Consider the following 11,756-nt stretch of genomic DNA (forward strand, 5'->3'; position numbering starts at 1 on the left):
TTTGAAAAGAAATGAAGTCCCGCCCCGGATAGGGGCTAACAGAAATAAGCAAGAAAATCCGACTTAAGCAGAACGACCACGCGAGCAGAAGGACTCAATCCTAGCCCCACACTCTCCGCGAGCAGCACCCTTCCGTCCTATCCCCCCACTCGCCGCAAGCAGCACCGCCCAACCCCCCCTTCCGGGCGCAGCGCGAACGTCACCGCGCGAACGTTCACTGCTTACAGCGAATCACCATCGACCGGTTCTTGATGTTCGAACCGAAAATCCCGGCCACGGTCCCCCCCGAGGTCGCGCCGTTATCGACATCCTTCGACACAACGTCGTACCCATACGATCCGCACGTTTCGCCCGCTTTTTTATAACACTCCGCCCAACTGCTGCTTGCGTCACCGCCGCTGCAATTGATGGCGAAACCGGTGTCGCCGGAAGGCAAATACGTCATCTTCGATGTGTTCGCGCAACCCGACAGCGCCACCGCTGCGGCCATTGCCACCGTGATAGCTGCTCCAAACGCCTTGCCGCGAAAATCAAATTTCATCAAGCTTCCTATGTTTGTGAGAGCGTTTCTATCGCGCCGGCAGATAGCGCGACGGATCGATCGAACTTCCCTTGTAGCGTAATTCGAAGTGCAGCATCACGCGATTAGTATCGCTATCGCCCATTTCTCCGATCGGCTGCCCTTGCGCGACCGTCTGGCCCTCCTTCACCAGCAGCGCACGGTTATGTGCGTACGCCGTCAAAAAATCAGCGTTGTGCTTCACGATCAGCAGGTTGCCATAGCCGCGCAACCCATTCCCCGCATAGACCACGGTGCCCGCCGCGGCCGCAACCACTTGCGTGCCCGACGAGCCGGCGATGTCGACACCCTTGGAACTCTTGCCATCGAAACCACGAATCACGCTGCCTTGAGCCGGCCAGATAAGCGAGATACGGGAGGCCGGCGTGATGGACGGCGCGCTATCCGATGAACTCGCGTTGTTGCTTCCACTCCCGCGGGCAGCCGGTGCGGAGGACGCAGGCGCATTCGCAATCGCGGTGCCGGGTGGCGGCGCGACGCGCAGGACCTGGCCGACCTCGATCGCGTTGGGATCGGTGAGATTGTTCCAGCGCACGATGTTTTGCGTGGACGTCCGATTCGCCCGAGCGACCTTCGACACGGTATCTCCGCGTTCAACGCGATAGAACCCCGGCCCGACTGGGGCCGAGCCACACGCGGCGAGAACTGCGATTAAAGACGCGCAGGTCAGCCGTCGAATTATTTTGACCAAAACTTAGAACCTCGAAAAACGCTGCGAGCAGAACCCCGATGCGGCACGCCAGGTCGGCAATCAGCCAAACGTCTGATTTTACCGTTCCCCGTGTGCCGCACTCCAGAACGCAGCCGCTGCCGGCGTTATGTCGCGGGTCCCACGCTGAGCCGGAGCGCCGCTGTTTCGGTTTTGCCCGGCGCCAGCCAGCGCAGTCCGTGCCCGTTGTGGATGGCATCGGGAAGGCCAACCCAGGGCTCAATGCAATAGAAATCCGATGTCGCCGCCTCGGTCCAGGTGGTCACGCAATACCAGGGCACCGAATCAGGACGCTGCAAATCGAAGTGCACGGCGCGTTCGAGACCCGGCATCACGAGCCGAACCGGCTGATCGGACGGACCGGTAAAACAATGAAACCGGTCGATAATGCCCGCGTCGTCCAGCGTGTAACGGCCGGCACCGGCTTGCGGCTCGCTGATCGAGCCGTCACCGAGCTGTCGGCGTGTTTCCGTGCGCGGCAGTTCCAGGCTGCTCACGCCGCGCTGGTCGTGCGGCAGCGCAAAATAAAAATGGTGACCCGCGTAATAGGGCAGCGGCACCTCGCCCGGATTCGACGTGGTGAGTTCCACTTCGAGCGTGACGGCATCGACCAGGCGATACGCCGCTTCGAACCGAAATGCGAACGGATAGCCTTGTCGCGTGAAATCGTTATCGACGAGCGTCATTCGCACGCCATGTCCGTCGGGGTCCTGCCGATGCTCGAACGGCAAGTCCCGCGCGAAGCCATGCATGGAGAGCTCCCGCACGACGCCATCCTTGTCGCGCCATTTGCCGATTTCACCGTCCACAAAGTGGCGGCCAAGAAACGGAAACAGCAGCGGATTGCCGCCGCGAATTTTCACAAAATTCGACCAGTCCGGCGCGGCGGGCCAGAAGATGACCGGTTCCCCGCCGACGTTCCATGTCATCAGCTTGCCGCCCGCGTGGGGCGCCAATTGCAGGGCCGCGCCATCGCGCGTGATTTCCATGATGTCTTCAGGCTGGGACGACATGACGATGATCTCCAAGGTTATCGAATAGGTGGATAAGACTGGGCGCGGCGGCCCTGGCAGGACGGCGGCTCAATTCTACGGGGAAACCCTTTTGGGGAAATTGCGACTGACACGCGCTGTTTCGTTGCCACGATAATGCTCGCACGATGTAACGCCGCTGAAACATTTTTCACCCCGGCGATTCCAATAAATAGTCAAGGCGACCCGACTCAAGCGAGGGCATATGGATCTGGCAATGGCGTTTGGAATCATGATTTTTGGGATGTTCGGCGCGAGCACGGTTTTGTTTCTCTACAAAGTCAAGCCGTGAAGTAAGACTCCTAAAATTTCATGGCAAAAAGCCCGTCTCAGGACGGGCTTTTTTGTTTACTTTATTTGCATTTTTTAGTCTATTGAAATCCCTTCGTTTGCTGGCAAAGTGTGCCCTGCAGCATGGAACGCTTGGCGCTGCATTTGCCGACCGGCATAATCGGCCCGGTTTGCAAGCCTCATGTGCCGGATTGCGTTCGGACATGTTCTGTCGCCCATAACGAAAGAGGATCGACGCGTGACTTTGTGGTTTCTGATATTTCTAAGCGTACTGCAAGGCGTAACCGAATTGTTTCCGGTCAGCAGTCTCGGTCATACGCTTCTCGTTCCCGGCCTGATGGGAATGCACATCGACAAGCACGCGCCGCAATTGCTGCCGTTTCTGGTCGCATTGCACCTGGGGACCGCTTTTGCGTTGCTCTGGTATTTTCGCGCACGCTGGATCGCGCTGGTGAGGGGCTTTGTCGGGTCGCTCAGGGGGCGCCAGAACGAAGACGGCCACATGATGTGGGCGCTGATTATCGGCACCATTCCTGCGGGGATTGTCGGACTCGTACTTGAAAAGCGGCTCGAAACGCTGTTTCATGACCTGCGCATTGTCGCGCTCGCACTCATGGTCAACGGTGTGCTGCTGTGGTTCGGTGATCGGCTGACGCGTTCTCGCGCCGAGCGCGCGCCTGAATCGCTCACATTCAAGCAGGCGTTCCTGGTCGGCCTTGCGCAGATCGGCGCGCTGATTCCAGGCTTTTCGCGCAGCGGCTTGACGATCATTGCGGGTGTCGGTGCGGGATTGTCGGCTGCCAAAGCGGCTGAGTTTTCGTTCCTGCTCGGCACGCCGATCATCTTCGCGGCCGGTGTGCTTGAATTGCCGAAGTTGTTCCATGCCCCGGACCAACTCGCCGACGCCGTGCTTGGCGGCGTGCTGACGGGTATTGCGGCTTACTTGAGCGTGCGTTTCCTGATGCATTACTTCGAAGGACGCGGCCGGTTGGCGGCGTTTGGCTTGTATTGCGTGATCGCGGGAGCGCTGTGTCTCGGCTGGTTCGTGATGCATCCGCAGCCGGTTTGATTTGCTTCATTGCATGCGAAGCGTCGGAATGATGCTTTGCATGCTTTCGATGAGGTAAAATCCCGGCTCAACTGCAATGCGGCAGTAGCTCAGCTGGATAGAGCATCGGCCTTCTAAGCCGAGGGTCGGGCGTTCGAGTCGCCCCTGTCGCACCAAAGCCTCGCGTTTCTCTCCGGCTCGTTCAATGTTTCCTCTACTGTCCCGAACATCAACCGCACTCCACGCGGGTGTTTATCGGCGACGCTTCAATGCCGTCTGACCCTGGCGTGTGAGAAAGCGAAGATTCATCGTCAAACCTTCACGCCGCCAGTCGCGCAGACAAAAATATTAAATTCGACAAGCGCCGATGTTAGATTTCGCGCCTGGCGGCCTACATCAGATAGTGCTGAGAATGTCTCAAATCGACGCAGAAACGCTCACCGCCTAACGATCTCACGGCAGGGCTCACCGCAGATTAGAGCTTGCAGTTCCGTTGCGACCCCATGATATCCTCGGCCCTTAGCGATACGTGTTTGAAGTAGGTAATGCATGCTCGCGCGCTCGTCCTGCCGCGCACCACGCGGCAAAGCAATCCAACGTCGCCAAGAGGGAAGCACCATGTCACACCCATCTCGCGCGCGCTCGCGCGCCTGCGTTCAAGTCGTCGCACTGTGCGTCCTACTGGCGAGCGGCGCGGCGCAGGCAGCCAACCTTGGCTTTCTTGCCAACTCGCCGATTTCGTACATGAAGCAAGCTGACTTGCAGGCGCTCAACAATGCCGCTCATACGGCACTCGACACCAAGCAGGACGGCGAAGCGCAGGATTGGGACAACAAAGGCACGCACAATTCGGTGGCCATCAAAGGCACCATCACGCCGTCTGACACTGACAAGACTAGCGCGCGCACGTGCCGCAAGCTGACCATCGTCGCTGTGGCCAAGGGCCAGACCCAGACCCAGACCTGGGTGCCTACCGCCTGCAAGGCGGGGGACGGAAAGTGGCAATTGGTGAAGCAATAAAATGCCCCGGCCCGTGACCCCGCGTAATCCCCCTGTATCAAGCGTCCGGAGGAGCCGTTAATGGCCGAGCGGACTGTTTCGTGCGGCGTCGTGATCCTGAACCCGCAAGGCGACGTGCTGCTGTGTCACGCAACCGATACGTCGCACTGGGACGTGCCAAAAGGGCAGGGCGAGCCCGGCGAAGAGCCAGTGGAGGCGGCGTTGCGTGAGCTTGTCGAAGAGACAGGGATCGTGCTGGACGCGGGGCGGCTAAAGGATCTCGGGCGGTTTGTCTATCGTCGGGACAAGGACTTGCACCTGTTCGCCGTGCGCGTCACGGACGAGGAAGTGACGCTGGAAGCGTGCGTGTGCGAATCGTATTTTCCGCGTCGCCGAGACGGCGTGATGATTCCGGAAATGGACGCTTACCGGTGGGTCAAGCCTGTCGATGTCGATCAGTACGCGAGCCGCAGCCTCGTGCGCGTCTTTCAGACCACGCTTTCGCTCACGGAATTGCATCAAATGTTGGCCTGACGAGAATCCGGCTCAGTCGTACGCCCGATCGCTTGGATCGGCGAACAACGCTTTCATTTGCGGCGAAAGCGGGAAGCGCAAATTGATGTTGTCGGGCGGAATGGGTTGCATGAACCATGTGTCGTAGAGCTTGGCGGCTTCGCCCGAACGTTGCATGCCGGAGATCACGTCGTCGACCAGCTTCTTGAATTCGGGGTCACCCTTGCGCATCACGCACGCGTAGCCCTCATGCGCTAGCGAATCGCCGGTCACCACGTATTCGTCGGCTGCCGAGCGCTCGTTGGCAATCTGTCCGTACAACAAAGGGTCGTCCATCACGAACGCGACCGCGCGATCGGTCTTCACCGCATTGAACGCTTCGGCATGGTCCTTTGCGCTGATGATGCGCAGATTCAGGTTCTGTTTCTGCGACATTTCGCGTAGCAGAAGTTCATCGGACGTTCCCGCTGTTGTCGATACGGTCTTGCCGGCCAGATCGGCGTAGTTCCGAATACCCGATTTGCGCTTCACGACCATTCGAATGCCGTACACGAAAAAGCTGTCGGAGAATGCGACAAGTTGCTCGCGCTCGCGAACATGGCCTGTGGAACCGCATTCCAGGTCGATCTGGTGATTCACCACGAACGACATGCGATTCGCCGACGTGATGGCCACCGTGCTCACGGCGAGGTGCGGCTTTTGCAGCCGGCGCCTGACTTCGTCCACGATTTTCATCGCGATGGCTTGCGAGTAGCCAATGGGTTTCTGGTTCGCGTCGAAGTAAGAGAACGGCACCGACGACTCGCGCACGCCCAGCACAATGACGTCGCTTTCGGCGATCTTGCGCAGCGTGGGCGACGTTTGATCGTCCGAAGGGCCGGCCGCGAACGTCGCTTGCGCGGCAAAGACGAGCACGCCCACCGACAACTTCAGTGCCGTGAGCGCCCAGCCGGATTGACGCCGTGACGAGTTCAAGCCGGCTTTCCCCAGCTATCCCGCAAGCTGACAATGCGGTTGAACACCGGCATTCCGGGTTTCGAGTCGATGCGGTCCGCCACGAAATAACCGTGGCGTTCGAATTGATAGCGGTCTTCCGCCATTGCCTGACGGGCCGACGGTTCGAGATACGCGCGGATGACACGCTTTGATTCCGGATTGAGCGCGTCCAGGAATTCGGCGCCGCCCGCGCCTGGCTGCGGTTCCTTGAAGAGGCGATCGTAAAGGCGCACTTCGGCTTCGTACGCGCCTTCAGCGCTGAGCCAGTGGATCGTGCCTTTGACCTTGTAGCTGTTCGCGCCTTCCGTGCCGGAGCGGCTGTCGGGAAAGTAATTGCAGTGCACGGCCGTCACGTTGCCGTTTTCGTCTTTGTCGGCACCCGTGCATTCCACCACGAAGCCGTACTTCAGCCGCACCTTGTTGCCTGGGAACAACCGGAAATAGCCCTTCTTGGGCGCTTCCTGGAAGTCCTCTCGCTCGATCCACAACTCGCGCGAGAACAGGAACTCACGCGTGCCGCGATCCGGGTGATGCGGATGAACCGGCGCGCTACAGGTTTCGCTGGCGCCCTCGGGATAGTTGTCGATGATCAGCTTCAGCGGATCCAGCACCGCGATCGCGCGCGGCGCTTTCTCATCGAGATCGTCACGCAACGCGCCTTCCAGCACGCTCATGTCGATCCATGAATCCACCTTGGTCACGGCGACGCGATCGCACATTAGGCGGATGCTTTCGGGCGTGAAGCCGCGACGGCGCACACCGACGATAGTCGGCATGCGCGGGTCGTCCCATCCCTCGACGTGATTCTCGGTCACCAGTTGCAGCAGCTTGCGCTTGCTGGTGATGGCGTACGTGAGATTCAGGCGCGAGAACTCGATTTGTTGCGGCAATGGACGGATGAACTTGCCGTCATCGGCGAGTTGATTCAGGAACCAGTCATATAGCGGCCGGTGATCTTCGAATTCGAGCGTGCACAGCGAATGCGTGATGTTTTCGAGCGCGTCCGACACGCAATGCGTGTAGTCGTACATGGGATAGATGCACCACGTGTCGCCGGTCCGGTAATGATGCGCGAAGCGAATCCGATAAATCACCGGATCGCGCATATTGAAGTTCGGCGAAGCCATGTCGATTTTCGCGCGCAGCGCGTGCTCGCCTTCCTTGAACTCGCCCGCTTTCATGCGGCGAAACAGGTCGAGGTTCTCTTCGGGCGTGCGGTCGCGGAAGGGCGAATTCGTCCCCGCTACCTGGGCCGAACCGCGCGTGGCGCGCATCTCGTCGGGCGATTGGCTATCGACATACGCCTGGCCGCGCTCGATCAGCAGTTCCGCGAATTCGTAGAGCTTGTCGTAGTAGTCGCTCGCGAAATACAGGTGTTCCGTGCCGTTCTGATTCCAGTCGAAGCCGAGCCATTTGACGGCATCGATGATGGAATCGACGTATTCGACGCTTTCCTTTTCTGGATTCGTGTCGTCGAAACGCAGGTGGCAGACGCCGTCGTAATCACGCGCGATGCCGAAATTGACGCAAATGCTCTTGGCATGGCCGATGTGCAGATAGCCATTCGGCTCGGGCGGGAAGCGTGTTTCGACCCGCTGCGACCATTTGCCGTTGCGATTGTCTTCATCAATGATATTGCGGATGAAATTGGATACGGCCGGGGCGTCGTTGCGATCGGTGTTCATTCGAGAAAGAGAGAGCTAAAGGGGGCGCGTGCGTACAACAGCAATAGCGTGCGGCGTGCGTGCGGTGAGACTTTTCGGTGAGACTTATCTGACCTTTGATTCTACCTTAGCAATCCTTGCCGTACTGTGCCGGGCGGGATTTTGCGGTTTTGTCGCGACACCGTTGGGCGAACGACGTGCGCCGGGCCTCTCGCTCGACGACACCGTGTTCTTGCGCGGCTTTTCCTCTTGCCGCTGTCGGCGGGCGCCGCGCGCTATACGATCCCGTATAATCGTCAATCCCCAATTGGCTCCCGGCGTCGCGTGCAGCGTTACTCGCTCGCGTCGCCACCGCACAGAAAAGCAGACCCGCACGCCATGAAAGCCGCCGAAATCCGCGAGAAATTCCTTAAATTCTTCGAGTCGAAGGGCCATACGATCGTCCGCTCGTCGAGCCTCGTGCCCGGCAACGATCCCACGCTGCTGTTCACGAACTCGGGCATGGTCCAGTTCAAGGACGTCTTCCTGGGTACGGAAAGCCGGCCGTATTCCCGCGCGACCACGTCGCAACGCAGCGTCCGGGCGGGCGGCAAGCACAATGACCTCGAAAACGTCGGCTACACGGCGCGTCACCATACGTTCTTCGAAATGCTCGGCAACTTCTCGTTCGGCGACTATTTCAAGCGCGATGCAATCCACTACTGTTGGGAATTGCTGACGAAGGTCTACGGACTTCCAGCGGACAAGCTCAGCGTCACCGTCTATCAGGAAGACGACGAAGCGTTCGCCATCTGGGAAAAAGAAATCGGTGTGCCGAAGGAACGGATCATCCGCATCGGCGACAACAAGGGCGCACGCTACGCCTCAGACAATTTCTGGCAAATGGGCGATACCGGCCCGTGCGGTCCGTGCTCCGAAGTGTTCTACGACCACGGTCCTGAAATCTGGGGTGGGCCCCCGGGATCGGCCGAGGAAGACGGCGACCGCTTTATCGAGATCTGGAATCTCGTGTTCATGCAGTTCAACCGCGACGCGCAAGGCAACATGACGCCGCTGCCCAAGCAGTGCGTCGATACCGGCATGGGCCTCGAACGCCTCGCCGCCGTGTTGCAACACGTGCACAGCAACTACGAGATCGACCTGTTCCAGGCGCTGATCAAGGCGGCATCGCGGGAAACGGACACGCCCGATCTCACCAACAACTCGCTGAAGGTGATCGCGGATCATATTCGCGCGTGCTCGTTCCTGATCGTCGATGGCATTATTCCCGGCAACGAAGGCCGCGGCTACGTGCTGCGCCGGATCGTGCGCCGCGCGATTCGCCACGGTTACAAGCTGGGCAAAAAAGGCGGTTTCTTCCACAAGCTGGTGCCTGATCTCGTTGAACAAATGGGTGCGGCCTATCCGGAACTGCGGGACGCGCAAGCGCGCGTGACGGATATCCTGAAGCAGGAAGAAGAACGCTTCTTCGAGACCATCGAACACGGTATGTCGATTCTCGAAGGCGAACTCGCCGATCTCGATGCAAAAGGCTCGAAGCAACTCGACGGCGAACTCGCGTTCAAATTGCACGATACGTACGGCTTCCCGCTCGACCTGACCGCGGACGTGTGTCGCGAGCGCGGCATCACGGTGGACGAAGCGGCCTTCGACGAAGCCATGGCACGCCAGCGTGACCAGGCACGCGCGGCGGGCAAATTCAAGTCGGCGGCGGGTCTCGAGTACTCGGGATCAAAGACCACGTTTCACGGCTACGAAAGCGAATGTTTCGACAACGCCAGGATCATCGCGATTTACGTGGAAGGCGCGTCGGTCAAGGAATCGCCAGCCGGGCAGCAGGCCATTGTGGTGCTGGATCACACGCCGTTCTACGCCGAATCGGGCGGACAGGCCGGCGATCAGGGCGTGCTCGTGAATGCCAGCGTGCGTTTCGCGGTCGGCGATACCCTGAAGGTCCAGGCCGATGTCTTCGGCCATCACGGCACGGTGGAACAGGGCACGCTCAAGGTGGGAGACGTGGTGAAGGCGGAAATCGATGTGATTCGCCGCGCCCGCACCGCGCGCAATCACTCGGCGACGCACCTGATGCACAAGGCGTTGCGCGAGGTACTCGGCGCTCACGTGCAGCAAAAGGGATCGCTCGTCGATCCTGACAAGACGCGCTTTGACTTCGCCCACAACGCGCCGATGACCGACGACCAGATTCGTCGCGTGGAAGAGATCGTCAATGCGCAAGTGTTGGCGAATACGGCAGGCGTAGTGAGCGTGATGCCCTACGACGACGCTGTGAAGGGTGGCGCGATGGCGCTGTTCGGCGAAAAATATGGCGACGAAGTGCGCGTGCTCGACCTTGGTTTTTCGCGCGAACTTTGCGGCGGGACGCACGTGCAGCGCACGGGCGATATCGGCTTCTTCAAGATCGTGATGGAGGGCGGCGTGGCGGCGGGGATTCGTCGAGTGGAAGCGATCACAGGGGATAACGCCGTGCGCTTCGTGCAGGAACTCGACGCGCGGATCAACGCAGCATCGGCTATTTTGAAGGCCCAGCCGTCCGAACTCACGCAGCGCATTACGCAGGTTCAGGAACACGTGAAGGCGCTGGAAAAGGAACTGGGCGCGCTTAAATCGAAGCTGGCTTCGAGCCAGGGTGACGAACTGGTCTCGCAAGCAATCGAGATTGGCGGCGTTCATGTGCTGGCCGCACAACTGCCGGGCGCCGATAGCAAGACCCTGCGCGAAACCGTCGATAAATTGAAGGACAAGCTGAAGAACGCGGCGATCGTCCTGGCGACCGTCGAAGGCGACAAGGTCAGCCTGATCGCGGGCGTGACGGCGGAAGCATCGAAGAAAGTGAAGGCGGGCGACCTGGTGAACTTCGTCGCGCAGCAAGTGGGCGGCAAGGGCGGCGGACGGCCGGACATGGCGCAAGCGGGCGGCACGGAGCCGGGAAATCTGGTTGCGGCGCTGGCGGGTGTCGCCGACTGGGTGAAAGGAAAGCTCTGAGGAGAGTCGTTCGGTGCGGTAACGTTCAAGCGAGCTTTGCGGTACCGGAAAACATCAGGCTGAATTCTGCGCCTCGGCCGATTTCCACTCGGCACGCTAAAAGGCTTGCTCTGTTCTCACAGAGCAGGCCTTTTTTTTCGAACGCTTGAGATCAAACCCATTTCATCACGGGTGGAAAGCCAATCGACAGGTGCGGGGTTTCCAGCAGGAAGCGCGCAGCACGCAGCGCGCGGGCATCCAGTCCGTCGGCCGGGGATTTACCGCGTCTTCACGCTCTTTCACGCGAGCCGTTAAAATATCGGCCACGCTCATCCCTTGCCCCGGCGCCCTCCGCATGCAACATTTCGCCTCCGATAACTACGCCGGCATCTGTCCCGAAGCGCTCGCCGCGCTAATCGACTCTAACAATAGCGGTCACGAGCCAGCCTACGGCGACGATTCCTGGACGCAGCGCGTGTGCGACCGCATTCGCGACCTTTTCCAGACCGACTGCGAAGTTTTCTTTGTGTTCAACGGCACGGCCGCGAATTCGCTCGCGCTCGCGTCGCTTTGCCAGTCGTATCACTCGGTGATCTGCCACGAGCTCGCGCACATTGAAACCGATGAATGCGGCGGCCCCGAATTCTTTTCGGGCGGCTCGAAATTGCTGACGGCGCCGGGTATCGACGGGAAGCTTACGCCGGATGCCATCGAGGCGATCGTTACGCGTCGCGCCGACATCCACTATCCGAAGCCGAAAGTCGTCACGCTCACGCAGTCGACGGAAGTCGGCACGGTGTACACCGTGGAAGAAGTACGCGCGATCGCGGCGATCGCCAAGCGCCGTCATTTGAAGGTCCACATGGACGGCGCGCGCTTTTCGAACGCGGTTGCGACGCTCAACGTCCACCCGTCCGAAATCACGTGGCGCGCGGGGGTGGAC

The 11,756-nt window shown here is 59.8% G+C and carries 10 protein-coding genes and 1 tRNA gene; 6 read left to right on the forward strand and 5 right to left on the reverse strand.

The genetic code is table 11. The features are described 5' to 3' along the window. Positions 1 to 214: 214 nt before the first annotated feature. The 3 genes from WCA53_RS21125 to WCA53_RS21135 form a co-directional block, all read right to left on the reverse strand. Positions 215 to 490, reverse strand: a complete 276-nt coding sequence (locus WCA53_RS21125; RefSeq protein WP_423915245.1) for a hypothetical protein — start codon at positions 488 to 490, stop codon at positions 215 to 217. Positions 491 to 569: 79 nt separating this feature from the next. Then, complete coding sequence (locus WCA53_RS21130) at positions 570 to 1,271, reverse strand: peptidoglycan DD-metalloendopeptidase family protein (RefSeq protein WP_423915227.1); 702 nt, start codon at positions 1,269 to 1,271, stop codon at positions 570 to 572. 125 nt (positions 1,272 to 1,396) lie between these two features. Continuing rightward, positions 1,397 to 2,302: an aldose epimerase gene (locus tag WCA53_RS21135; RefSeq protein WP_423915229.1), complete on the reverse strand. Its 906-nt coding sequence runs from the start codon at positions 2,300 to 2,302 to the stop codon at positions 1,397 to 1,399. A gap of 547 nt (positions 2,303 to 2,849) precedes the next feature. On the opposite strand from WCA53_RS21135, the gene WCA53_RS21140 reads away from it, so the two are divergent. From WCA53_RS21140 to WCA53_RS21155, 4 genes are all read left to right on the forward strand, one after another. Next, entirely contained in the window at positions 2,850 to 3,680 is an 831-nt protein-coding gene (locus WCA53_RS21140) for an undecaprenyl-diphosphate phosphatase (protein ID WP_423915231.1), read from the forward strand. Between the two features lie 78 nt (positions 3,681 to 3,758). Then, positions 3,759 to 3,835: transfer RNA gene (locus WCA53_RS21145), tRNA-Arg, on the forward strand. Positions 3,836 to 4,277: 442 nt separating this feature from the next. Next, positions 4,278 to 4,679 (forward strand): RT0821/Lpp0805 family surface protein, encoded by a 402-nt coding sequence (locus WCA53_RS21150; protein ID WP_423915234.1) that lies wholly within the window; start codon positions 4,278 to 4,280, stop codon positions 4,677 to 4,679. 60 nt (positions 4,680 to 4,739) lie between these two features. Further along, positions 4,740 to 5,192: an NUDIX domain-containing protein gene (locus WCA53_RS21155; RefSeq protein ID WP_423915237.1), complete on the forward strand. Its 453-nt coding sequence runs from the start codon at positions 4,740 to 4,742 to the stop codon at positions 5,190 to 5,192. A 12-nt stretch (positions 5,193 to 5,204) separates the two neighbouring features. Here the strand turns inward: WCA53_RS21155 and WCA53_RS21160 are convergent, their stop codons facing one another. Next, positions 5,205 to 6,086 carry a transporter substrate-binding domain-containing protein gene (locus WCA53_RS21160; RefSeq protein ID WP_423915248.1) on the reverse strand — a complete coding sequence of 294 codons (882 nt, stop codon included), beginning with the start codon at positions 6,084 to 6,086 and terminating at the stop codon, positions 5,205 to 5,207. Positions 6,087 to 6,142: 56 nt separating this feature from the next. Next, positions 6,143 to 7,852: a glutamine--tRNA ligase/YqeY domain fusion protein gene (locus WCA53_RS21165; protein ID WP_423915239.1), complete on the reverse strand. Its 1,710-nt coding sequence runs from the start codon at positions 7,850 to 7,852 to the stop codon at positions 6,143 to 6,145. Positions 7,853 to 8,209: 357 nt separating this feature from the next. Between WCA53_RS21165 and alaS the strand changes: the two genes are divergently transcribed. Both alaS and WCA53_RS21175 read left to right on the forward strand, forming a co-directional pair. Further along, positions 8,210 to 10,834 (forward strand): alanine--tRNA ligase, encoded by a 2,625-nt coding sequence (alaS, locus tag WCA53_RS21170; RefSeq protein ID WP_423915241.1) that lies wholly within the window; start codon positions 8,210 to 8,212, stop codon positions 10,832 to 10,834. Positions 10,835 to 11,168: 334 nt separating this feature from the next. Beyond that, positions 11,169 to 11,756, forward strand: a 588-nt coding sequence (locus tag WCA53_RS21175; protein ID WP_423915243.1) for a threonine aldolase family protein, incomplete at its 3' end; no start/stop codon positions are given.

This window comes from Caballeronia sp. (assembly GCF_049581465.1).
Lineage (GTDB): Bacteria > Pseudomonadota > Gammaproteobacteria > Burkholderiales > Burkholderiaceae > Caballeronia.